General features: G+C 70.5%; 21 protein-coding genes. 5 read left to right on the forward strand and 16 right to left on the reverse strand.

Annotated elements, in window-relative coordinates:
• Positions 1-33 precede the first annotated feature (33 nt).
• On the reverse strand, positions 34-489 hold the full coding sequence (locus tag AC3WSN_RS06095) for a (2Fe-2S)-binding protein (RefSeq protein WP_492536748.1): 456 nt from the start codon (positions 487-489) through the stop codon (positions 34-36).
• A gap of 295 nt (positions 490-784) precedes the next feature.
• On the opposite strand from AC3WSN_RS06095, the gene AC3WSN_RS06100 reads away from it, so the two are divergent.
• A complete protein-coding gene (locus AC3WSN_RS06100; protein WP_492536749.1) occupies positions 785-2,311 on the forward strand; it encodes a sensor histidine kinase in 1,527 nt (508 codons plus the stop codon).
• A 22-nt stretch (positions 2,312-2,333) separates the two neighbouring features.
• On the opposite strand, the gene AC3WSN_RS06105 is transcribed toward AC3WSN_RS06100, so the two are convergent.
• A complete protein-coding gene (locus tag AC3WSN_RS06105; RefSeq protein WP_192711133.1) occupies positions 2,334-2,750 on the reverse strand; it encodes an EVE domain-containing protein in 417 nt (138 codons plus the stop codon).
• 227 nt (positions 2,751-2,977) lie between these two features.
• Here AC3WSN_RS06105 and AC3WSN_RS06110 point away from each other — a divergent pair, with 227 nt between their 5' ends.
• Positions 2,978-5,344 carry an EAL domain-containing protein gene (locus AC3WSN_RS06110; RefSeq protein ID WP_492536750.1) on the forward strand — a complete coding sequence of 789 codons (2,367 nt, stop codon included), beginning with the start codon at positions 2,978-2,980 and terminating at the stop codon, positions 5,342-5,344.
• Positions 5,345-5,467: 123 nt separating this feature from the next.
• On the opposite strand, the gene AC3WSN_RS06115 is transcribed toward AC3WSN_RS06110, so the two are convergent.
• The 5 genes from AC3WSN_RS06115 to AC3WSN_RS06135 form a co-directional block, all read right to left on the reverse strand.
• Complete coding sequence (locus AC3WSN_RS06115; protein ID WP_492536751.1) at positions 5,468-6,466, reverse strand: NAD(P)H-dependent glycerol-3-phosphate dehydrogenase; 999 nt, start codon at positions 6,464-6,466, stop codon at positions 5,468-5,470.
• The gene (locus AC3WSN_RS06120; protein WP_492536752.1) at positions 6,463-7,320 is read right to left on the reverse strand and encodes a GNAT family N-acetyltransferase; all 858 of its coding nucleotides are present in this window, start codon (positions 7,318-7,320) and stop codon (positions 6,463-6,465) included. The genes AC3WSN_RS06115 and AC3WSN_RS06120 overlap by 4 nt, the downstream gene beginning before the upstream one ends.
• The gene (gene tsaD / locus AC3WSN_RS06125) at positions 7,317-8,381 is read right to left on the reverse strand and encodes a tRNA (adenosine(37)-N6)-threonylcarbamoyltransferase complex transferase subunit TsaD (RefSeq protein WP_192711137.1); all 1,065 of its coding nucleotides are present in this window, start codon (positions 8,379-8,381) and stop codon (positions 7,317-7,319) included. Before tsaD ends, AC3WSN_RS06120 begins: the two co-directional genes overlap by 4 nt.
• 201 nt (positions 8,382-8,582) lie before the next feature.
• Entirely contained in the window at positions 8,583-8,792 is a 210-nt protein-coding gene (locus AC3WSN_RS06130) for a TOBE domain-containing protein (protein ID WP_192711138.1), read from the reverse strand.
• A gap of 76 nt (positions 8,793-8,868) precedes the next feature.
• Entirely contained in the window at positions 8,869-9,219 is a 351-nt protein-coding gene (locus AC3WSN_RS06135) for a DUF2293 domain-containing protein (protein ID WP_192711139.1), read from the reverse strand.
• A gap of 102 nt (positions 9,220-9,321) precedes the next feature.
• Here AC3WSN_RS06135 and AC3WSN_RS06140 point away from each other — a divergent pair, with 102 nt between their 5' ends.
• Positions 9,322-9,642, forward strand: coding sequence for a hypothetical protein (locus AC3WSN_RS06140; RefSeq protein ID WP_192711140.1), 321 nt, complete (start codon positions 9,322-9,324; stop codon positions 9,640-9,642).
• Positions 9,643-9,708: 66 nt separating this feature from the next.
• Here the strand turns inward: AC3WSN_RS06140 and rpsD are convergent, their stop codons facing one another.
• Entirely contained in the window at positions 9,709-10,326 is a 618-nt protein-coding gene (gene rpsD, locus AC3WSN_RS06145; RefSeq protein ID WP_010686187.1) for a 30S ribosomal protein S4, read from the reverse strand.
• A 189-nt stretch (positions 10,327-10,515) separates the two neighbouring features.
• Here rpsD and AC3WSN_RS06150 point away from each other — a divergent pair, with 189 nt between their 5' ends.
• Positions 10,516-10,995, forward strand: a complete 480-nt coding sequence (locus tag AC3WSN_RS06150) for a GNAT family N-acetyltransferase (RefSeq protein ID WP_492536753.1) — start codon at positions 10,516-10,518, stop codon at positions 10,993-10,995.
• A gap of 129 nt (positions 10,996-11,124) precedes the next feature.
• On the opposite strand, the gene AC3WSN_RS06155 is transcribed toward AC3WSN_RS06150, so the two are convergent.
• A complete protein-coding gene (locus AC3WSN_RS06155) occupies positions 11,125-12,759 on the reverse strand; it encodes an alpha-D-glucose phosphate-specific phosphoglucomutase (protein ID WP_492536754.1) in 1,635 nt (544 codons plus the stop codon).
• A 218-nt stretch (positions 12,760-12,977) separates the two neighbouring features.
• On the opposite strand from AC3WSN_RS06155, the gene AC3WSN_RS06160 reads away from it, so the two are divergent.
• A complete protein-coding gene (locus AC3WSN_RS06160; RefSeq protein ID WP_492536755.1) occupies positions 12,978-14,087 on the forward strand; it encodes an alpha/beta hydrolase in 1,110 nt (369 codons plus the stop codon).
• Between the two features lie 210 nt (positions 14,088-14,297).
• On the opposite strand, the gene scpA is transcribed toward AC3WSN_RS06160, so the two are convergent.
• From scpA to AC3WSN_RS06195, 7 genes are all read right to left on the reverse strand, one after another.
• A complete protein-coding gene (gene scpA / locus AC3WSN_RS06165; protein ID WP_492536756.1) occupies positions 14,298-16,463 on the reverse strand; it encodes a methylmalonyl-CoA mutase in 2,166 nt (721 codons plus the stop codon).
• A 354-nt stretch (positions 16,464-16,817) separates the two neighbouring features.
• A complete protein-coding gene (locus tag AC3WSN_RS06170) occupies positions 16,818-17,609 on the reverse strand; it encodes an SURF1 family protein (RefSeq protein ID WP_492536757.1) in 792 nt (263 codons plus the stop codon).
• Between the two features lie 14 nt (positions 17,610-17,623).
• Positions 17,624-18,022 carry a cytochrome o ubiquinol oxidase subunit IV gene (gene cyoD, locus AC3WSN_RS06175; RefSeq protein WP_192711146.1) on the reverse strand — a complete coding sequence of 133 codons (399 nt, stop codon included), beginning with the start codon at positions 18,020-18,022 and terminating at the stop codon, positions 17,624-17,626.
• Positions 18,019-18,651, reverse strand: coding sequence for a cytochrome o ubiquinol oxidase subunit III (cyoC, locus tag AC3WSN_RS06180; RefSeq protein WP_192711147.1), 633 nt, complete (start codon positions 18,649-18,651; stop codon positions 18,019-18,021). The genes cyoD and cyoC overlap by 4 nt, the downstream gene beginning before the upstream one ends.
• 4 nt (positions 18,652-18,655) lie before the next feature.
• Positions 18,656-20,656: a cytochrome o ubiquinol oxidase subunit I gene (gene cyoB / locus AC3WSN_RS06185; protein WP_492536758.1), complete on the reverse strand. Its 2,001-nt coding sequence runs from the start codon at positions 20,654-20,656 to the stop codon at positions 18,656-18,658.
• A 77-nt stretch (positions 20,657-20,733) separates the two neighbouring features.
• Complete coding sequence (gene cyoA, locus AC3WSN_RS06190) at positions 20,734-21,987, reverse strand: ubiquinol oxidase subunit II (protein WP_492536759.1); 1,254 nt, start codon at positions 21,985-21,987, stop codon at positions 20,734-20,736.
• Between the two features lie 113 nt (positions 21,988-22,100).
• Positions 22,101-23,432, reverse strand: coding sequence for an MFS transporter (locus AC3WSN_RS06195; RefSeq protein ID WP_192711150.1), 1,332 nt, complete (start codon positions 23,430-23,432; stop codon positions 22,101-22,103).
• Positions 23,433-23,445: the final 13 nt, after the last annotated feature.

Consider the following 23,445-nt stretch of genomic DNA (forward strand, 5'->3'; position numbering starts at 1 on the left):
GGGGAAGGGCGAGTAGGTGGGCGCCGGGACGGATCAGGCGAGGCTGCGCGCGGCTTCGTGAATCGCCGCACGGATGCGCTGGTAGGTGCCACAGCGGCAGATGTTGCCGTCCATGGCGCCGTCGATGTCGGCGTCGGTCGGCTCGGCGTTGCCCGAGAGCAGGCCGATCGCCGACATGATCTGGCCGGACTGGCAATAGCCGCACTGGACCACGTCGAGCTTGCGCCACGCCGCCTGGACGGCCTCGGCCACCCGGCCGTTGACGCCCTCGATGGTCGTGACCTGCGCGGTGCCGACGTCACCGATCCGAGTCTGACAGGCGCGGACCGGCTGCCCGTCGAGATGGACCGTACAGGCGCCGCACTGCGCGATGCCGCAGCCGTACTTGGTTCCGGTCGCGTCGAGCCGGTCGCGCAACACCCAGAGCAGGGGCATGTCCGGGTCGGCGTCGATCGCGTGCGTGACCCCGTTCACGGTGAGATTCGGCATGGTCGGCGACCCCTCCTCGACGCGTGCGCCCGGGGCGTCCCGGATCGCAGCGTGCGGCCCCGCTCGGGCATCGCGAGCGCGCGGCTTACGCTACCGGGCGCACCCGCCCGCACGATGTGCGGCACCGCACGTCGATCCGCAGGCCGATCCGAACGCCGGGCCGTCTCGATACCACCCGCAATGCCTAAGATCCGAGCGATACCGACAGCCGCTTCTTAACACATCCGCCTCATCTTCACGGAGTGCCTCCGCGCCGCCCCCCGCCCCTGGTTCCGAGCCGAGTGTCAAGACGCGCATGCCCGATCTCACCGTCGAGATGGTCCAGCGCGGTCGCGGTCCCTCGACGGAGGAGGCCGCGCGCCGCCGCGGCGTCGCCCGCGAGATCCGCTCGGCCCGCGAGAAGCTGACCTCGCAGACCGGCCTGGAACGGGCCTTCGACTACGAGTTGCTGCGCCATTACGCCCAGTACCGGGCCGGGGCGGGGATCCCGCTGGCGCTGTTCGCGGGGGTGCTCGCCGCGGCGGCAACGTTCTGGATCGCGCCGCCGGTGGCCGCGGCCTGGGCGGTCTGCGTGTTCCTGATGATCACGCTGAACACGAGCCTGAGCCGACGCTTCCTCCGCGCCGACCCGGCGACGATCCCGCTTGCCCGCTGGCGCCGCCGCTTCCTGATCGGCGAGGTGCTGCAGAGCCTCTCGTGGTCGGCGATGATCGGGCTCGGCACCACCGGGGGCTGGACCTTCGCGCTGATCGGCCTCGTCATCGCGGCGGCCGTCACGACGATGCTGGCCGCGACCGTCCCGCTCGCGGCCATCGCCGCCCTGATCCCGCTGGCGCTCGCCACCGCGTCGCTTACCGCCTTCTCCCGCGGGATGGACGCGCTGATGCTGGTGGTGATGGCCGGCGGCGCGCAGCTGTTCTTCCTCGGCCTCGCCCGCCGCCTCTACACCTCGACGGTCGGGGCCCTGCGCTCCCGTGCCGAGAAGGATGCGGTGTTCGGCGAGCTGGAGCAGGCCAAGGCCAATTCCGACGAGGCCCGCCGCCGGGCCGAGGAGGCGAACCTCGCCAAGTCGCGGTTCCTCGCTACCATGAGCCACGAGCTGCGCACGCCGCTGAACGCCATCCTGGGCTTCTCGGAGGTGATGAAGAACGAGGTGTTCGGCTCCCACACGGCGCCGTCCTACCGGGAGTACTCGAACGACATCCACGACAGCGGGATGCACCTCCTCAACCTGATCAACGAGATCCTCGACCTGTCGCGGATCGAGGCGGGGCGCTACGAGCTGAACGAGGAGGCGGTGCAGCTCGCCCACGTCGTGGAGGAGTGCCGCCACATGATGGCGCTCCGCGCCAAGGCCAAGAACCAGATCGTCCACGGCCTCGTCGACGAATCCCTGCCGCGCCTCTGGGCCGACGAGCGGGCGCTCCGCCAGATCGTGCTGAACCTCCTGTCGAACGCCGTGAAGTTCACGCCGCCGGGCGGCGAGATCTGGCTCAAGGTCGGCTGGACCGCCTCGGGCGGTCAGTACGTGTCGGTCAAGGACAGCGGCCCGGGCATCCCCGAGGACGAGCTGGGCACAGTGCTGTCCTCGTTCGGGCGCGGCTCCCTGGCGATCAAGACCGCCGAGCAGGGCTCCGGCCTCGGCCTGCCGATCGTGAAGGGCCTGGTGGAGCTGCACGGCGGGCAGTTCCAGCTCTCCTCCAGGCCCCGCGAGGGCACCGAGGTGGTGGTGACGCTGCCGGCCGCCCGGGTCATGGACACGCTGCCGGCGGTCGATGTCGACGCGGCTCCGGCGCACGGCGTCCTCAACCGCGCCGCCTGACCGAGCCGCAGCTCGACCGCCCTCAGCCGAGGCCGCCCAGTGCGCACACCCGGGCCCATTCGGCCTCGGTCACCGGCTGCACCGACAGGCGGGAATTGTTCACCAGCACCATCCCGGCCAGCACCGGGTCGGCCTTGATGGCGTCCAGCGTCACGGGGCGGGGCAGCGCCTTGACGGCCCGCACGTCGACCATGCCGAAGCGGCCGGTCTCGTCGGTATGGTCCGGGTAGTAGGGCCGGATCACCTCCACGAGGCCGACCACCGCCTTGCCCTCGTTCGAGTGGTAGAAGAAGCCCTGCTCGCCGACCTGCATGGCCATCAGCTGCTTCTTGGCGAGGTGATTGCGCACGCCGTTCCAGAACGTCCCAGCCGCGCCGGCCGCGACCTGCTGATCCCACGACCAGGTCGCGGGCTCGGACTTGAACAGCCAGTATGCCATCGCCGCATTCCCCACCGGCCGCCGGGCCCGGCGGCTCGCCCCGCCATAGCCCAGCTTCCCCCTCGGCGGACAGGCCTGCCGCACCGCCATCCGCCCCGGAGCCCCGCCCGGCGGACGCGAACATAGGTTCGGATGCACTTGTATTGAGCGACCACGTTGGCTGAATATTAAATACTATCTGCCAAGAGTTTGGGCAAATTCGCCACAAGCCTCTGCTGGTTGTCTACATGTTGACCGTGATCGGCTGCTTCGTCGGTGAACACAATCCGTGGCTGGTGGCCCTCGCGGCGCTTGTCTGCACGCTGGCGAGCGCGACGGCGATCGAGTTGCTGACCCACGCCGGCCGGGCCGGGCGCCGCAGCCGCTACACGTGGCTCGCGATCGCCGCGATCGCGGGCGGCTCGGGGATCTGGGCGACGCATTTCCTGGCGATGCTCGCCTACGCGCCGGGGCTGCCCTCGGGCTACGGGGTCGGCCTGACCCTGCTCTCGTACGTCGACGCCGTCGCGATCGCCGGCCTGGGCTTCGCGCTCGCAGCGACGGGCGGGCGGGTGCGCGGGGCGATCGGCGGCGCCGTGGCGGGCGGCGGCATCGCGGCGATGCACTACACGGGCATGGCCGCCTACCAAGTGACCGGTCACCTGATCTGGAACCCCGTCCTGGTGGCGGTCTCGGTCGTGATCGGCTCCGTCCTCGGGGCGGCGGCCCTCGTCGTCGGCCTGTCGGCGCCGACGATCCGGGGCCGGTGCGTGGGCGCCTTGCTGCTGATCCTGGCGATCTGCGGCCACCATTTCACCGGCATGGGCGCGGTCACCATCCTGCCCGATCCCCTGGTGGCGATTCCGGAGAACGCGGTCCGGACCGAGTGGCTCGCCGCCGCCGTGGCGCTGGCGACCTGCCTGATCCTGCTCTTGGCCGGCGCCGCCCTCGTGCTCGACCTGCGGGAGCGCAAGCGCGCCGAGTTCGAGCGCGAACGCCTGCTCAGCCTCGCCAACGCGGCCGTGGAAGGGCTTGCGGTCTGCCGCGAGGGCGTGATCGTCAGCGCCAACGACGCCTTCATCCGGCTCGCCGGCGCCGGGGCGGACGCCCTGATAGGGTCGCGCCTCGCCGCCTATCTGCCGGGCCTCACGCCCGGGCTCGGATCGCCGGACCAGCCCCTCGAGGCCGACCTCGTCCAGGCTGGCGGCGGCACGATTCCCGTCGAGGTGATCATGCGCCCGGTCACCGAGTACGGGAACCAGCCGCACCATGCCGTGGCGGTGCGCGACCTGCGCGCGCGGCGCCGGGCCGAGAGCGAGATCCACTACCTCGCCCACCACGACGCGCTCACCGGGCTCGCCAACCGCACGAGCTTCCACGCGCGGCTCGAGCGGGAGATGCGCGCCGCGGATGTCCAGGGCACCCGGCTCGCCGTCCTGTGCCTCGACCTCGACCGCTTCAAGGAGGTCAACGACCTGTTCGGCCACGCGGCCGGCGACGCGATGCTGCGCGACCTCGCGCTCCGGGTCGGCGGCCTGCTGGACGCCACGCAGCTGATGGCCCGCCTCGGCGGCGACGAGTTCGCGATCCTGACACCGCATTCCGACGGCGCCGCCGAGCGGCTGGCCGAGCGGATCCTGGATGCCCTGGCGGCGGTGCCGGCCGCCTCCGGCCCGGTGATCGCCACGAGCATCGGCATCGCGGTCTATCCCGACGACGCGCTGGACCAGAGGGCGCTCCTGAGCCACGCCGATGCCGCGCTCTACAGGGCCAAGAACGAGGGACGCGGCACCTGCCGCCGCTACGACGCCAGCATGGGCGCGCAGATCCGAGACCGGCGGCAGCTGGAACACGACCTGCGCCACGCGGTGTCCCGCAACGAGCTCGAACTCGTCTACCAGCCGCAGACGCAGATCGAGTCCGGCGGGGTCACGGGCTTCGAGGCGCTGCTGCGCTGGCGCCACCCGAAGCGCGGGACCGTCTCGCCGGCCCTGTTCGTGCCGATCGCCGAGGAGACCGGGGCCATCCTGGAGATCGGCGCCTGGGTGCTGCGCGCGGCCTGCCGGACGGCGGCCGGCTGGCCGCGGCCGCTCGGGATCGCCGTGAACGTCTCGGCGGTGCAGCTCCACAACCCGCACTTCGTGCAGTTCGTCCACGGGACCCTGTTCGAGACCGGCCTGAAGGCCGAGCGCCTGGAGATCGAGATCACCGAGACGGCGCTGATCCGCGATCCGGCCCGGGCGCTGCTCACCCTGCGCCAGCTCAAGGCCCTGGGCATCCGGATCGCCATGGACGATTTCGGGACCGGCTATTCCTCACTCTCGAACCTGCGCACTTTCCCGTTCGACCGGATCAAGATCGACGGCTCGTTCATCAAGGCGGTCCACAGCAACCCGCAGGGGGCCGCGATCGTGCGCTCCGTCCTCGGGCTCGGGCGCGGCCTCGGGCTGGCGGTGGTGGCCGAGGGCGTGGAGACGGACGAGGAGCTGTCGTTCCTGGCCGCGGAGCACTGCACCCTGGCCCAGGGCTACCTGCTGGGCCGGCCCGCGCCGATCGAGCGCTTCTCCACCCACACCCACGGCACCGCGCCGGAGGCGGCGGCCTCCGTGGCGTAGACTCGGCGCCTGGATCGCTTCGCTGCGCGCCAGGGCGGCCGCAGAACCGGGCGCGAAGGCGGGCGAAGGCGGCCACAAAGGCGACCGCCGAACCATCGACCGGGCGGACCCGACGCAGGCGCGCTAATCCGTCTCGCCGCGCAGGGGACGGGCCAGCAGCCCCGCGATCACGTCGTCGACCCCGGCCGTACCCGCCACGATGGCGGCGACGGCCACCGCCACCGGCATCTCGATGCCCTTGGCGGTGGCGAGCCCGGCGAGCGCCGCGGCCGTGAACGCCCCCTCGGCGAGCTTGCCGCCCGCGGCCTCGGCCGGGCTCGCCCCGGCGCCGAGCCGCTGGCCGAAGGCGAAGTTGCGCGATTGCGGCGAGGAGGCGGTGAGCACGAGGTCGCCGAGCCCCGAAAGTCCCATCAGCGTCTCGGCCCGGCCCCCGAAGGTGCGGGCGAAGCGCATCAGCTCGGCGAAGGCGCGGGCGATCAGCGCCGCCCGGGCGCTCTCGCCGAGACCCCGGCCGGCCACGATCCCGCACGCGATGGCCAGCACGTTCTTGCCGGCCCCGCCGATCTCGACGCCACGCACGTCGTCGGTGTGGTAGAGCCGGAAGCTCGGCCCCGACAGCAGCGCGCTCAGAGACGCGGCGAGGCCGGGATCGGACGCCGCCAGGGTGACGGCGGTGGGCAGGCCGCGGGCGACGTCGGCTGCGAAGCTCGGCCCCGACAGCACCGCCACGGGCGTTCCCGGCGGCAGGATCTGCTCGGCCACCGCGCTCATGAAGCTGTCGCTGCCGCGCTCGATGCCCTTGGCGCAGAGGATCACAGGACCGGCCGAGGCCAGGGGCGCGCGTAGGGTCTCCAGAACGCCGCGGACGGTCTGGGCCGGCACGACCAGCAGGGTCGCGCGGGCGCCGGCGAGGTCCTCCGGCTGCGCGGTCGCCCGGATGCCGGCGTGGAGCGGCACGCCCGGCAGGTAGCGCGGGTTCTCCCGCCGCGCCTCGAGGGCGGCGGCCGCCGCCGCGTCGCGCAGCCAGAGGGTCACGGGATGCCCGGCCGCCGCGGCGGCGTTGGCGAGCGCCGTGCCCCAAGCGCCGCCGCCGACGACGTTGATCGCGCGTCCCGCGCTCATGCCGCATCCTCCCTGTCCGCGCAGTCCAGCCGGTAGAGGACGTGATCGCGCAGCGGCCCCTCCGGGACCGCCGGATGCGGGAACGTCCCGGCCGGCGCCATGCCGAGACGCTCCATCACGGCCCGGGAGCGGGCATTGCCGGCCGCCGTGTAGGCCACCACGGCGCGGATTCCGCAGCGTCCGGCGAGATCGGCCAGGGCCAGCCGCGCGGCCCGCGTGGCGAAGCCCCGGCCCCAGGCCTCCCGCGCCAAGCGCCAAGCCAGCTCGATTGTCGTCCCGGGCCGGTCGCCGCCCGGGAAGGGCAGGGGCTGCAGGATCCGCATCGCGCCGGCGCAGCCGATGAACCGGCCGCCCTGCGCCAGCGCCCAGGGGCCGAACCCGTCCGCCACGAAGCGCCGGTCGAAGCGGCCGGCCTCGGCGACGCTCTCGGCCTCCGTCCGGAGCCGGGGGAAATGGGCCATCACCGCCGCGTCAGCGTTGAGCGCAGCGAAGGGCGCCGTGTCCTCCGGATGCCAGCGGCGCAGGATCAGGTCCCCGTCCTCGAGGAATTCGGGCACCGCAGCGGCGGCGACCTTGCCGCGCCACGCGAGCGAGCGGCGGTTCAGGAGGGCGAGGTCCGCGTGGCCGGCGAGCACGGCCTCGCCGAGCGCGATCGCCGCCTCGAGCTGATCAAGGGGCAGGGTGGCGTAGGCGGGCGGGCGCACATGGTCGCGCCAGGGGCCGCCGCAGGCGTGGTCCAGGAGGATGCGGGCGAAGCAATGGTCGAGGCGGACCGGCCAGCCCGGCCGCGCGGCCTCGGGCAGGCGGCGTTCGACCAGATCGCGCCAGTCGGCGCGCCGCGCCGCCTCGCTCATCCGGCCGGGACCGCCGCGCGCGCCGGAGCGGCCGCCAGCGGCCAGCGGGGCCGGGCCGGGGCGGTGAGGTCGTCCACGAGCCCGAGGCGCAGGCGTTCCAGGCCGGCCCAGGCGATCATCGCGCCGTTGTCGCCGCAGAGCGGCAGGGGCGGGGCCACGAAACCGAGACCCGCCTCGCCGGCCAGGGCGGCCAGCGCCCGCCGGACGGCACCGTTGGCCGCCACGCCGCCCGCCGCCACGAGGGCGGTGGGCCGGCCGGCCACGTCCGAGAAGGCGCGCAGGGCGACCCGGGCGCGGTCCACCACGACGTCGACCACGGCGGCCTGGAAGCTCGCGCACAGGTCGGCGACGTCGCGCTCGGCCAGCGGCGCGATCCGCTCGGCCTCGATCCGCAGGGCGGTCTTGAGGCCCGACAGGGAGAAGTCGGCCTCGCGCCGGCCGAGCATGGGCCGGGGCAGGGCGAAACGCTCGGGATCCCCGGTCTCGGCCATGCGCTCGACCTCGGGGCCGCCCGGATAGCCGAGGCCAAGGAGCTTGGCGACCTTGTCGAAGGCCTCGCCGATGGCGTCATCGACGGTGGAGCCGAGCCGCACGTAGTCGCCGACGCCCCGCACGGCGACGAGCTGGGTGTGGCCGCCCGAGACCAGCAGCAGCAGGTACGGGAAGGCGATGCCATCGGTCAGCCGCGCCGTGAGCGCGTGCGCCTCCAAGTGGTTGACGGCCAGAAGCGGCTTGCGGGTCACGAGGGCCAGGGTCTTGGCCGTGACGAGGCCGACCAGCACGCCGCCGATCAGCCCGGGCCCGGCCGCCACCGCGATCCCGTCGAGATCGGGAAAGCCGATCCCGGCCCGGTCGAGGGCGCGGGCGATCAGCCGGTCGAGCACCTCCACGTGCGCGCGGGCGGCGATCTCGGGCACGACGCCGCCATAGGCCGCGTGCTCGGCGATCTGGCTCAGCACCTCGTTGGCGCGGATCTGGCCGAGGCCGTCCTCGTCGACGGACACGATTGCGGCCGCGGTCTCGTCGCAGGTGGTCTCGATGCCGAGGACGGTCTTCTGCACGCGCGGAACTCCTTGTCCGGATCACACTCTATCCGCCGGCGGCCGCGGCGCGAAGGCAGAGCCTGGTCTCCGCCGTCGATCTCATCCGCAACCTCGTCCTTCGAGCCCTCCGCTGCGCTTCGGCAACCACGGATGCGGACGCGGGCGGGAGATGGATCGCCGACCCGCCGCAACCCGGCGGGTGCGCGACCCGGGCCGCCCTCAGTCGACGGCAACCATGACGTCGGAGGCCTTGACCACCGCGTAGGCGGGACCGCCGGCGACAAGCTTGAGGGACTCGACCGCCTCGTTGGTGATCGAGGCCATGACCACCTGGCCGGGGCTGATCTCGATCTTGACGTGGGACGTGGTCGCGCCCTTGTCGACCGAGACGACGGTGCCCTTGAGGACGTTGCGCGCGCTGATCTTCATGTGTGCAGACTCCGCTCGCCGCCCGGGGCGGCTCCGGCGCGTCTCCTACAGCATGGCGGGGCCGCGCGCGATAACCTCAGCGGGGTTCATCCTCCGGCACGCCGGCCTCTCCGGCCTCGGTCTCCGGGATGGCGGCCGCGCCCCAGGCGACGAGCGCCGCGTTGAGGTCGTCGAGGACGAAGTGCCGAGCGCTGTCCCGGTCATAGCCGTCGGCCAGGAGCGCGTCGTAGTCGGTGAAGACGTGGCGGGCATAGGTGACGAGGGCGAGGCGGGCGGCCGTCTCGGGCGCGGCCCGGCGCAGGCCCGCGCTCGCCAGCGCGCGATCGAGGACGGCCTCGGCCTCGAAGCCCGGCAGGCGGGGCGCGAGGCGGGCCAGCGCCGCGGCCACCGCCTCGCGGCGATTCCGGGGTGGCGCCACGCCGCTCATCGGAGCCATCCCGAACGCATGATTTTACGGCTCGGATCGGCTACGATCGGCGCCGAATAGGGCGGGGCAGGCATTCGATCCTGCGCCGGGGAGATCAGGTTCATGGCAACGATCCGTCACGCGGTGATCCTGGGCGTCCTGCTCGGGATAACGCCGGCGCTGGCCCAGAGCCCGCTCCCGGACCGGGCTCCGGGTGGTGCACCAAGCACGGTGCCGGCTCGGGATCCGGCACTCACCGCGCCGGGCGGACGCCGGATTGCCGCCACGGGCCAGACGAAGCCGCCCGGTGCGGCCGCCGCCGGTCTGCCGCGGCCGATCAACGAGGCCGAGATGATCAAGGCGCAGAAGGCCGCGGAAGCGCGCTCGAAGGCCTGGGACGCCAAGATGCGCCACACCATGGGCTCGATCTGCCACGGGTGCTGACCCCGGAAACGCGAAGGGGCCGCCCAGGCGGGCGGCCCCTTCACCGACATCGCTGTCGCGACAGCCTTAGCGGGAGTAGAACTCGATGACGAGGTTCGGCTCCATCTGCACCGGGTAGGGCACCTCGGACAGGCTGGGGATACGGGTGACGCGGGCGGTCATCTTGGCGTGGTCGGCCTCGATGTAGTCCGGCACGTCGCGCTCGGAGAGCTGCGTCGCCACGATGACGATCTCGAGCTGGCGGGACGACTCCTTGACCTCGATCAGGTCGCCGGCCTTCACCTGGTAGCTCGGGATGTTGACGCGGACGCCGTTGACCTTGACGTGGCCGTGGTTGACGAACTGGCGGGCGGCGAACGGGGTCGCGACGAACTTCGCCCGGTAGACCACGGCGTCGAGGCGGCGCTCGAGCAGGCCGACGAGGTTCTCGCCGGAATCGCCGCGCAGGCGGATCGCCTCGGCGTAGTAGCGGCGGAACTGCTTCTCGGTGATGTTGCCGTAATAGCCCTTGAGCTTCTGCTTGGCGCGCAGCTGCGTGCCGAAGTCGCTCATCTTGCCCTTGCGGCGCTGGCCGTGCTGGCCGGGGCCGTACTCGCGGCGGTTGACGGGGCTCTTCGGGCGGCCCCAGATGTTCTGGCCCATGCGGCGGTCGAGCTTGTGCTTGGCCTGAATCCGCTTCGACATGTTTCGCGTCCTCTCGTGACGAGAATGAGGAACGCGCCCTCCTTTTCCCGGACGTCAGGTCCGGGACGACAGGGCGGGAGGATCCCGCCCACGGGTGCGCGTGAAAACGCGATGGGGCCCCGTGCGGAGCCCCATCGACCGGCGGGTCTTTAGGGGACGGAGCCGCCGCGGTCAACCGTGAGAGGTCAGATGGACGAGTCAGTCGCGGTCCGCCGCGGGGAATCCGCGGACGTGGAGGCGATCCGGGCGCTGGTCGCGGTGGCCTATACCAAGTGGATCCCGGTGATCGGCCGCCTGCCGATCCCCATGCGGGCGGATTACGCGCAGGCTTTGCGGGACCACCGCTTCGACCTCCTGCTGGCCGGCCCGGATCTCGCCGGGCTGATCGAGACGAAGGCGGAGGCCGACCACCTGCTGGTCGTCAACGTGGCGGTGGACCCGGCCTTCCAGGGCCGGGGCTTCGGCAGCCGGCTGATGGGGCTCGCGGATGCCGTCGCGGCCGGGGTGGGGCTCGCGCAGCTGCGCCTCTACACCAACAAGAAGTACGTCGCGAACCTGCGCCTTTACGGGTCCCTCGGCTACCGGGTGGAGCGGGAAGAACTCTATGACGGACCGGGCCGGACCCGCGACGACGACGTCACCGTGCACATGGTGAAGGACTTGGTTTGAGGCATCGGCGCCGGCCCTACCGTCATCGCGAGCGCAGCGAAGCGACCCAGGGTGGCGCGCCGCCGTAGAGCGTGGCGCCTCTGGATTGCTTCGCTGCGCTCGCAAAGACGAGGCGTCTCCCGGCTCCCCTCAGGTCACCACGCTCGGCTCAGGCCTTCCGGTGCGCGGCTCGATCTCGGCGATCGCGCGGGCCGCGGCCGCGACCGGGGCCAGCACCTCGGCAACGGCCAAGTCGAGCCGGTCCGGCGCGTTCTCGTAGCGCTCCAGGTAGACCCGCAGCGTCGCCCCGGCGGTGCCGGTGCCCGAGAGCCGGAACACCGCCCGCGCATCCTCGGCGAAGCCGATCCGGATGCCCTGGCGCTCGGTGAGCGAGCCGTCCACGGGATCGCGGTAGGCGAATTCGTCGGCCGTCGACACCGTGAGGTCGCCGATCCGCGTGCCCGGCAGCCCGGCGAGCTTCCCGCGCAACGCGTCCATCAGGCCGTTGGCGGCGTCGGAATCGACCTCCTCGTAATCGTGGCGGGCGTAGTAGTCGCGCCCGTAGGTCCGCCAATGCGCCCGCACCAGCGCGTCGGCGCGCTCGCCGGTGGCCGCCAGGATGTTGAGCCAGAGCAGCACCGCCCAGAGCCCGTCCTTCTCGCGCACGTGGTTCGAGCCGGTGCCGGCGCTCTCCTCGCCGCACAGGGTGATCAGGCCCGCATCCAGCAGATTCCCGAAGAACTTCCAGCCGGTGGGAGTCTCGTACGCCTGGATGCCGAGGGCGGCCGCGACCCGGTCGGCGGCGCGGCTCGTGGGCATCGACCGGGCGACGCCCGACAGCCCACCGGCGTAGCCCGGCGCCCGGTGGGCATGGGCGGCGAGCAGCGCGAGGCTGTCGCTCGGCGTCACGAACAGGCCCGGGGCCACGATCATGTTGCGGTCGCCGTCGCCGTCGGAGGCGGCGCCGAAATCCGGCGCGTCCGGGCCCTGCATCAGGTCGAACAGGTCGTGGCAGTGGACCGGGTTGGGATCCGGGTGATGGCCGCCGAAATCTTCTTTCGGCACGGCGTTGACCACCGTGCCGGCGGGGGCGCCGAGCATCCCCTCCAGGATCGCCGTCGCGTAGGGGCCGGTCACCGCGCTCATGGCGTCGAAGCGCATGCGGAACCCGGAGGCGAAGAGGCGCGACACCGCGTCGAAGTCGATGAGCGTGCGCATCAGCTCGGCGTAGTCGGCCACCGGGTCGATCACCGTGATCGTCATGGCCCCGAGGCGGGTGTCGCCGAGCCGGTCGAGGTCGAGGTCCGGCGCCTCGACGAGGCGGTACGCCGTCAGTGCCTTCGCCCGCGCGAAGATCGCGTCGGTGACGGATTCCGGCGCCGGGCCGCCATTGGCGGCGTTGAACTTGATGCCGAAATCGCCGTCCGGCCCGCCCGGGTTGTGGCTCGCCGAGAGGATGATCCCGCCGAGCGCCTTGGCTTTCCGGATCACGCAGGAGGCCGCGGGCGTCGAGAGCAGGCCGCCGCGCCCGACTAGGACCCGGCCGAACCCGTTGCCGGCGGCGAGACGCAGCGTCTTCTGCACCACCTCGCGGTTGAGGAACCGGCCGTCGCCGCCCAGCACCAGGGTCGCGCCCGCCTTGTCGGGGAGGGTGTCGAAGATCGCCTGGACGAAGTTCTCGACGTAGTTCGGCTGCCGGAACACCGGCACCTTCTTGCGCAGGCCGGAGGTGCCGGGCTTCTGGTCGGGGAAGGGCGTCGTGGCGACGGTTGTCGGAGTCGTCATAAGCGGGCGTCTCCCGGGATCTCCCGCCTCAATGCCCGTCCGGGAGCTTGGCGTCACCAGCCCCGGCGCCGGGGGCGGGCTTTTTTTCACGCGGTCTTGCCGGATCGGGCGACGGAATCCGCCGCCTGTCCAACCGGCCGTGCCGCGAAGCGTTGCGCCGGCCGACACCCGTCGGTTGAATCGCCCGAGCCGCCACGCAAGGCGGGCCGGAGGAAACCATGGCGGACAGACCGATAAGCACAGATCCGAACGCGGCGCGGCCGGGCCGGGGCTTGGCCCGGCGCGAGCTGGTCGGGGCGCTCGCGGCGGGCGTGACACTGGCGGCCGCGCCGGCTGCGGCGGCCGCCCCGGCGGCCCGGCTGGCGACGGAGGAGTTCCGCCTGCCCTGGACCGAGCCGGGCGTCGAGATCTACGTCCGCAACAAGCGTCCCGCCGGAACGGAGCGGTTCCCGGGCGACCGGATCCTGCTCTACGTGCACGGGGCGACCTACCCGGCCTCCACCGCCCTCGACCTGCCCCTCGGCGGGATGTCGGCGATGGATTACCTCGCGGGCCTGGGCTTCGACGTCTACCTCGTGGATCTGCCGGGCTACGGCCTGTCCGGACGTCCGGCGGTCATGAGCGCGCCGGCGGCCGACAACCCGCCCTTCATGCGCACGCCCGACGCCGCCAAGGTCGTGGGGCAGGTGGTGGACTTCATCACCCGGCGCCGCGGGGTCGAGAAGATCAACCTGATGGGCTGGTCCTGGGGAACCTCGACGATGGGGCTCTACACCAGCACCCACAACGACGCGGTCAACCGGCTCATCCTCTACGCGCCGCAATGGCTGGCGCGCACGCCGGCCCTGATCGGCGGCAACGGGCCGCTCGGCGCCTATCGCAGCGTCAGCCGGGACAATGCCAAGACGCGCTGGCTGACCGGCGTGCCCGAGGACAAGAAGGCCGAGCTGATCCCGCCGGGCTGGTTCGACCAATGGGCCGACGCGACCTTCGCAACGGACCAGGCCGGCGCCAAGCAGACGCCGCCGGTCCTGCGTGCCCCGAACGGCGTAGTGGCCGACTCGAAGGAGTTCTGGCAGGCGGGCAAGCCGCTCTACGACCCGGGCGAGATCCGCGTGCCCGTGCTGATCATCCACGCCGAGTGGGACGCGGACCTGCCGAGCTACCAGGCGCAGGAGTACTTCACCAAGCTCACGCACGCCCCCTACAAGCGCTTCGTCGAGCTGGGGGAGGGCACCCACACGGTGATGATGGAGAAGAACCGCATGCAGTTCCTCCACGAGGTCGGGGCCTTCCTCACGGAGGCGGATCCACAGGCGCTGAACTGAGCGGGCCGATCCCGGTCGCACCGGCGGAATTCAACTCAAACCCCTCATCCTGAGGTGCCCGCGCCAGCGGGTCTCGAAGGAGGGCTCCAGGGATCGCGCGGCGGGCTGGAGAGCTCCTTCGAGGCCTCCGCTGCGCTCCGGCACCTCAGGATGGGACGCGGGGGTGGGAGGGATCGAGGCGGCCCGTCCAGCCGCCTCGGGAAGGTCGCCCTACTCCGCCGCCTGCCGCGCCGCGTAGCCCAGCCGCTCGTTCAGAGCGCGGATCAGCTTGACGGCCGCCTCGGCGATCACCGTGCCGGGCGGGAAGATCGCCGCCGCGCCCGCCGCCGTCAGCGCGTCGTAATCGCCCGGCGGGATGACGCCGCCGATGGCGATCATCACGTCGTCCCGGCCCTGTTCGGTCAGCGCCGCCTTCAGCTCCGGCACCAGGGTCAGGTGGCCGGCCGCCAGCGAGGAGACTCCGACGATGTGCACGTCGTTCTCCACCGCCTGCCGGGCGGCCTCCGCCGGCGTGGCGAAGAGCGGCCCGATATCGACGTCGAAGCCGAGATCCGCGAAGGCCGAGGCGATCACCTTCTGGCCGCGGTCGTGCCCGTCCTGGCCCATTTTGGCGACCAGGATGCGCGGCCGGCGGCCGTCATTCTCCTCGAACGCCTCGACCAGCGCCCGGACTTCCTCGACCACAGGCGACATGCCCCCCACCTCGCGCTTGTAGACGCCGGAGATCGAGCGGATCTCGGCGCGGTGCCGGCCCCAGGCCTTCTCCAGGGCCTCGGAAATCTCGCCCACGGTCGCCTTGGCGCGGGCCGCCTCGACGGCGAGTTCCAGCAGGTTGCCCGCGCCGTCGGCGGCCCGGGTGAGCGCCTCGAGCCGGGCCGTGACCACGGCCTCGTCGCGCTCGGCGCGCAGGCGCTTGAGCTTGTCGATCTGGAGCCGGCGGACGTTGCCGTTGTCGACCCGCAGCAGGTCGATGGCCATGTCGTCGTCGGCCCGGAACTTGTTGATGCCCACGATGGTCTGCCGGCCGGAATCGATCCGCGCCTGGGCGCGGGCGGCGGCCTCCTCAATGCGCAGCTTCGGGATGCCGGCCTCGATCGCCTTGGCCATGCCGCCGAGCCCGTCGACCTCGCGGATGTGCTCCCAGGCCCGGGCGACCATGTCGGCGGTGAGCTTCTCCACGTAGTAGGAGCCGCCCCACGGGTCGACGATCCGGGTGGTGCCGCTCTCCTGCTGCAGGAACAGCTGGGTGTTGCGGGCGATCCGGGCCGAGAAGTCGGTGGGCAGGGCCAGCGCCTCGTCGAGCGCGTTGGTGTGGAGCGACTGCGTGCCGCCCTGCGTCGCCGCCATCGCCTCGATGTTGGTGCGGGTGACGTTGTTGAACACGTCCTGGGCAGTGAGCGACCAGCCGCTCGTCTGCGAGTGGGTGCGCAGCGCCAGCGACTTCTCCGACTTCGGATCGAACCTCTTCACGAGCTTCGCCCAGATCAGGCGCGCGGCCCGCATCTTGGCGACCTCCATGAAGAAGTTGGTCGAGATCGCCCAGAAGAACGACAGGCGCGGCGCGAACTGGTCGATGGTCAGCCCAGCGGCGAGGCCCGCCTTGATGTACTCGACGCCGTCGGCGAGCGTGTAGGCGAGCTCCAGGTCGTTCGTCGCCCCGGCCTCCTGCATGTGGTAGCCGGAGATCGAGATCGAGTTGAACTTCGGCATGTTTTTGGAAGTATACGCGAAGATATCGGAAATAATCCGCATCGATCCCTTTGGGGGATAGATGTAGGTGTTTCGGACCATGAATTCTTTTAGAATATCATTCTGAATGGTGCCCGCGAGCTTCTGCGGCGGCACGCCCTGCTCCTCGGCGGCGACGATGTAGAGGGCGAGGATCGGCAGCACCGCGCCGTTCATCGTCATCGACACGGTCATCTCGTCGAGGGGGATCCCCGAGAACAGCGTGCGCATGTCGTAGATCGAGTCGATCGCCACGCCCGCCATGCCGACATCGCCCGAGACGCGGGGATGGTCGGAATCGTAGCCGCGGTGGGTGGCGAGGTCGAAAGCCACCGACAGGCCCTTCTGCCCGGCCGCGAGGTTGCGGCGGTAGAAGGCGTTCGAATCCTCGGCCGTGGAGAAGCCGGCGTACTGCCGGATCGTCCAGGGCTGGGTGACGTACATGGTCGGGTAGGGGCCGCGCAGGAACGGCGCGATGCCCGGATAGGTGTCGAGGAACTCGATGCCCTCCCGGTCCTCCGGCCCGTATCGGCCCTTCACCGGGATCCCCTCCGGCGTCATCCAGGGCTCGCCGAGCGCCGGAGCCGCGATCGCGAGTGATTCGCCGGCGAGCGGGATTTCGGCGAAGTTCGGGATGCGGGAGGTCATGGCGTTGACTCGTTGTGGCGTTTGTCATGCCATTATAGGGACCCGCTCGGAGCGGGCTACTCCCCTATCGGTTGAGTCGGCCGCACGGGATCCTGACCTCGAACAGCCCTGGCTGAGCGTCCGCGCTCGCTGACCCCGCAGACTTCGGCCTCGGGAATCAGCCCCGTCGCTCCGGGGCGCCGCAGGGGGGCCCGGACCCGAAGGGGCACGCCGCAGGCGGGCAACCCAGAACCGCCGTCGGTGCAGATCGAGAGCCACCAGCGTGCCTGGATTCCGGGCTCCGCTTCGCGGCCCCGGAAGGACGATGTGGACGCGCGCGCAGCCGCATCGGAGCACCGCCGGAACCACCCGCCCTCAGGAGTCCGGCGCTCCGGGCAGCCGGTCTCTGCCGCGGTCCCGCAGGACGTAGATCATCGCCCCAGCCAGCATCAGCGCCATCCCGTACCACGTGATCGCGTAGACGAGGTGGCTGTTGGGGAAGGCGATCACCGTGAGACCACCCACCGGCAGGCCGCCGGGATTGGGGGTCGCGTCCGCATCCACGAAGTAGGGGGCGACCTCGGTCAGGCCCCGGGCCGCCGCGATCGCCGCCACGTCGCGGGAATACCAGCGGTCGTTCGTGGGATCGTTCGAGCGCAGGAAGGCGCCTTTGGGCTCGGTCAGCCGCAGGAGGCCGTTGACCGTGGTCTCGCCCGCGACCTGGCCGGGCTCCCGGGTCGCCGGATCGCGCCGGTCGCCGGGCACGAAGCCGCGATTGACCAGCACGAGGCTGCCGTCGGGCCGGCGCAGCGGCGTCAGCACCCAGAATCCGCTGCCGCGCTCCGTGACGGCCTGAACCAGGGTCTCGCGATCGTTGAGGAAGGTGCCGGAGAGGGTCACGTGCCGGTAGGCGTCGTCGGGTCCGACGCGCGGCCATTCGGCAGGGCCCGGGGCCGACACGGCCGGCGCGTGGACCCGGGCATCGACCCGGGCGATCAGGTCGAGCTTCCAGGCCCGCCGCTCCACCTGCCACGTCCCGAGCCCGAGCAGGACCAGGAAGACGACGCCCGCGCCGACGCCGAACACGACGCGCCCCAGGAACGAGAGCGGGGCCGGGGAGGGGGCCGAGCGCGGATCAGCCCCCCCTCCCGACCCCGCGGGCCTCATCTCCGGACGCGCGCTCAGCGGGCGTTGTTCATGACGTCGTGGGCATCCATCGGCATCATGTTGTGGTTGAGGTGGTACATCACCCACACCGAGCCGGCGAGCATGATCACCACCACCGTGATGGTGAAGATCAGCGCCATGAAGGTCCAGCCGCCCTCCGACTTCGTGCTCATGTGCAGGAAGTAGATGACGTGCACGACCATCTGGACGCCGCCGAGCGCCAGGATGACCAGGGTGGTGACCAGGCTGTTGTCGAGCACGTTGCCCATCACCAGCCAGAACGGGATCACCGTCAGGATCACCGACAGGACGAAGCCCGTCATGTAGCTCTGGAACGTGCCGTGGCCGCCCTCGCTGTGGGCGTCGTGGTGGTCGTGCCCCGCGGCGGCCACGTGGTGCGCGTCGGCGCTCATTCGAGCACTCCCATCAGGTAGACGACGGTGAAGACCCCGATCCAGATCAGGTCGAGGAAGTGCCAGAACAGGGACAGGCACATCAGCCGGCGCTTGTTCTCGACGATGAGCCCGTGCTTGCGCACCTGCACCATCAGCACGATCAGCCACAGGATGCCCATGGAGACGTGCAGGCCGTGGGTCGACACCAGCGTGTAGAACGAGGACAGGAACGCGCTGCGCCAGGGCGGCGCGCCCTCGTGGAACAGGTGGACGAACTCCCGGATCTCCAGCGTCACGAAGGCCGCGCCGAACAGGCCGGTCACCGCCAGCCAGATCTGCGTCTGCTTCACCCGGTCCCGGTCCATCTCCAGCATGGCGAAGCCGTAGGTGATGGACGAGAACAGCAGCATGGCGGTGTTCACCGCGATGCCCGGCAGGTCGAACAGCTCCTTCGGGGTGGGGCCGGCCGCGTAGCTGCGCCCGAGCACCCCGTAGGTCGCGAACAGGGTCGCGAAGATGAGGCAGTCGCTCATGAGGTAGAGCCAGAACCCGAGCATGGTCGAGCCCTCGGAATGATGGCCCTCCTCGTCGGTCTGGTAGAAGACCGGCGCCGCGGCGCCGGGGGGTGCAGTCTCCGCGTGCATCATCGGATCACGCCATCTCCAGTTCGCGCGTCCGCTGACCTTCCGTCCGACTGACGACGTCGGCGGGAATGTAGTAGTCGCGATTGTAATTAAAGGTGTGAGCGATCGCGACGACGAAGATCGCCACGAAGGTGAGCGCCGCCAGCCACCAGACGTACCAGACCATGGCCAGGCCGAAGGTGAAGTTCAGCGCCGCCAGGATTGCGCCGGCCGCGGTGTTCTTGGGCATGTGGATCGGCTTGTAGCCCGTCATCGGGCGGGCGAAGCCGCGGTTCTTCATGTCCCACCACGCGTCGGAATCGTGGACGACCGGCGTGAACGCGAAGTTGTAGTCCGGCGGCGGCGAGGAGGTGGACCACTCCAGCGTCCGACCACCCCACGGGTCGCCGGTGAGGTCACGCAGCTTGTCGCGGTTGCGGATCGAGACCACGAACATCACGATCTGCGAGGCGATGCCGCAGGCGATCAACGCCGCGCCGATGGCCGCGATCACGAACCAGATCTGCAGCGACGGGTCATCGAAGTGCTGCATGCGCCGGGTCACGCCCATCAGGCCGAGCACGTAGAGCGGCATGAAGGCGACGTAGAACCCGGTCACCCAGAACCCGAGGGCCACCTTCCCCCAGAACTCGTCGAGCTTGAACCCGAAGGCCTTGGGAAACCAGAAGGTCACGCCGGCGAACATGCCGAACAGCACGCCGCCGATGATCACGTTGTGGAAGTGCGCAATCAGGAACAGCGAGTTGTGCAGCACGAAGTCGGCCGGGGGCACTGCCAAGAGGACGCCGGTCATGCCGCCGATCACGAAGGTGACGATGAACGCCACCACCCACATCATCGGCACCTCGAACCGGATCCGGCCGCGGTACATGGTGAACATCCAGTTGAAGATCTTCGCGCCCGTCGGGATCGAGATGATCATGGTCGTGATCCCGAAGAACGAGTTCACGTCCGCGCCCGAGCCCATCGTGAAGAAGTGGTGCAGCCACACGAGGTAGGCGAGGATGGTGATGACCACCAGCGCGTAGACCATCGAGGTGTAGCCGAACAGGCGCTTGCCGCAGAAGGTCGAGGTGATCTCCGAGAACACCCCGAAGGCCGGCAGGATCAGGATGTAGACCTCCGGGTGACCCCAGATCCAGATCAGGTTGAAGTACAGCATGGCGTTGCCGCCGAGGTCGTTCGTGAAGAAGTGCGTGCCGACGTATCGGTCGAGCGACAGCATCGCGAGAACGGCCGTGAGGATCGGGAAGGCGGCCACGATCAGGATGTTGGTGCACAGCGACGACCAGACGAATATCGGCAGCTTCATCATGGTCATGCCGGGCGCCCGCATCTTCACGATGGTGGCGATCAGGTTGATGCCCGAGAGCAGCGTCCCGATGCCGGCGATCTGCAGCGCCCAGATGTAGTAGTCGACGCCGACGCCGGGGCTCATCGCCGCCCCGGAGAGCGGCGGGTAGGCGAGCCAGGTGGCGCGGGAGAACTCGCCGACGAACAGCGAGACCATCACCAGCATGCCGCCGGCCACCGTCATCCAGAAGCTGAAATTGTTCAGGAACGGGAAGGCGACGTCGCGGGCGCCGATCTGCAGCGGCACCGCGAAGTTCATGAGCCCCGTGACGAACGGCATCGCCACGAAGAAGATCATGATCATGCCGTGGGCGGTGAAGATCTGGTCGTAGTGGTGCGGCGGCAGGAAGCCCTGCTCCTGGCCGAACGCCACGGCCTGCTGCGAGCGCATCAGGATCGCGTCGGCGAAGCCGCGCAGCAGCATGATGGCCGCGAAGATGCAGTACATGATGCCGATCTTCTTGTGGTCGATCGACGTGATCCAGTCACGCCACATCGGCCCCCAGAAGCGGTAGTAGGTGATGACACCGAGCACGGTGAGGCCGACCACCGCCACGCCGGCGAACGTCGCCTGCAGGATCGGCTCGTGGTAGGGGATCTGCTCAATCGTAAATCGACCGAAGAGCAACTGCTGTAGGTCCATGTTTGCGAACATTGGGATCGGCCCGTTCAATGGGTTCGACGGCGACCGCCGGTCTTACGGTGTGGGGCTCGCGCTGGCGGCGAGCGGTCTCATTCGTTGAGCTGCTTGGGCGCGATCTGCCCGCCCTCGCTCTGGCCCTTGCTGTCGGAATCCTTGACCTCCGGGCCCTTGTTCTGCCCCGGCAGCGCGGTCTCGCCCTGGCCCCGCGAGTCCGGGTTGCCCATGTCGGGCCGGGGCTTCATGCCCTGCGGCTGCGTCTGCCCGTGCGGGCCGGTGCCGGAGGCCGGCCCGGTCGCGCCGGGGGCCTCGTTGCCGCGATCGGCCATGCGGTTGTCGTACTGAAGCCGGGCGTAGTTGGCCTCCGCCTCCGCCCCGGACGCGCCGCCCTGAGCGTCGATCTTCACCATCTCGCCGACGCACATCTGCTCCGGCCGCGGGCACATGCCGATGATGCGGTCGTACAGGCCCTTCATGTAGGACTTGTAGAACCGGGCCGGCTCGGCCTCGCTCGGCTTCTCCAGCTCGAGATAGGCCTCTTGGCTCAGCTCGCCGCCCTGGGCCTTGGCCTTGGCGATCCACTGGTCGAAGCTCTCGTTGGTCAGCCCGTGGAACTTGAAGAACATGTTGGAGAAGCCGGCGCCGCTGTAATGCGCCGAGCGGCCCTCGTAGGCGCCCTCGCGGTTGATCACTGCGTGGAGCTGGGTCTGCATGCCCGGCATCGCGTAGACCATGCCGGCGAGCGTGGGCACGTAGAACGTGTTCATCACGTCGGTGGCGGTGATCTTGAAACGGATCGGCCGGTCCACGGGCGCGGCCACCTCGTTGACCGTGGCGATCCCGTATTGCGGGTAGAGGAACAGCCACTTCCAATCCATCGCGATCGCCTCGACCTCGAGCGGCTGCGTGCCGGCCGGGACGTCGCGCTTCGGGTCGATCTTGCTGAGCGGCCGGAACGGATCGAGGGTGTGGGTCCCGATCCAGGTCAGGGCGCCGAGAGCGATGATGATCATCAACGGCGCCGTCCAGATCAGCACCTCGAGCTGCGTCGAGTGATGCCATTCCGGATCGTAGACCGCGTCCTCGTTGGTGGCGCGATAGCGCCACGCGAAGATCAGCGTGAAGGCGATCACCGGGACGATGATCAGGAGCATCAGCCCGGTCGCCGCCAGCACGAGATTGCGCTGCTGCTCGGCCACGTAGCCGGCCGGGTGCAGGACCACGAAGTTGCAGCCGCCCAGCAGGATCAGGAGCGGCAGGGCGAGGAACGGCAGGAGGCGCCGCCCGCGGCCGCCTCGGCGCGTCGCGGTGTCAGTCCTGTCCGGTCGATGGGTCAAAGAGGTCACAGCACGCGTCTCGTTATCCCATGCCGCTGCCGCGGCGCTTCTGCCGTGCCGCGCGAGGCGGCGTTCCTGTCAGTCAACGGGTGGCCGGCGGCCTGCGCCGCGGGCCCGACCGGCTACATCTGACGCAGTTCCGAGCGGTCGGTGAACAGGGCCACCAAGCTGCAGACCGCGCCGGACAAGAGGTACACCCCGATCATCGCGAGCCCGTAGCGCTGCGAGAGGAACAGCGCGACGAGCGGCGCGAAACCGGCCCCGAGCAGCCACGCGAAGTCGGAGGTGAGCGCGGCGCCGGTGTAGCGGTAGTGGTTGCCGAGGCGGGCGCTCACCGCACCGGCCGTCTGGCCGTAGGCGAGGCCGAGCAGCATGAAGCCGATCGTGACGTAGATCGTCTGGCCGATGGCGCTCTCGCCGAACAGGAGCGGCGCGATGATGCTGCCGAGGGCGAAGAACGCGATCAGCGAAGAGCTCATGATCAGGCAGTTGCGGCGGCCGATCTGGTCGGCGATCAGGCCGGAGGCCGCGACCGCGCCGGCGCAGACGATGGCGCCCGAGAACTGCACGATCAGGAACTCGCCCGGCGAGCGGCTGGTGTTGTTCAGCGCCAGCCACGCGATCGGGAAGATCGTCACGAGATGGAACAGCGCGAAGGCGGCGAGCGGCACGAAGGCGCCGCGGGCCACGTCGCCGGCGTGGTGGCGGAACAGCTCCAGGGCCGGGACCGGGCGCAGCCGGTCGAGGTCCATCATCCGGGCGAACTCGTCGGTGGCGACGAGGCGCAGCCGGGCGAACAGGGCGACCACGTTGATGGTGAAGGCGCAGTAGAACGGGAAGCGCCAGCCCCAGTCGATGAAGTCGGCCTCGTCGATGTTGACCAGGAAGAACGCGAACAGCGCGCTCGCCACCATGAAGCCCAGGGGCGCGCCGAGCTGCGGGATCATCGCGTACCAGCCGCGGCGCTCGCGTGGGGCGTTCATGGCGAGCAGCGAGGCGAGGCCGTCCCAGGCGCCGCCCAGCGCCAGGCCCTGCAGCACCCGCAGGCCGGCCAGGATGTAGACCGCCGAGATGCCGATGCTGTCGTAGCGCGGCAGGAAGCTCACCGCCGCCGTCGAGCCGCCGAGCAGGAACAGGGCCGTGGTCAGCTTGACGCTGCGGCCGTGGCGCCGGTCGATCGCCATGAACAGCACGGTGCCGAGCGGCCGGGCGATGAAGGCGAGGGCGAAGATCGAGAAGGCGTAAAGCGTGCCCTTCAGCGGATCGACGAAGGGGAAGAACACCTTCGGGAAGACCAGCACACAGGCGATGCCGAACACGAAGAAATCGAAGTATTCGGACGCGCGTCCGATCACCACACCGATGGCGATCTCGTTGGGATGGACCTTGTGGTCTCCCATCGCCTGCTGGGCGTCGCGCTCAAGGCCTGTGACCGTAGGGGTGTTCGCACTCATCTCTGGTTGCTGC

The sequence above is a fragment of the Methylobacterium sp. FW102-HT35C08 genome (genome assembly GCF_058790235.1).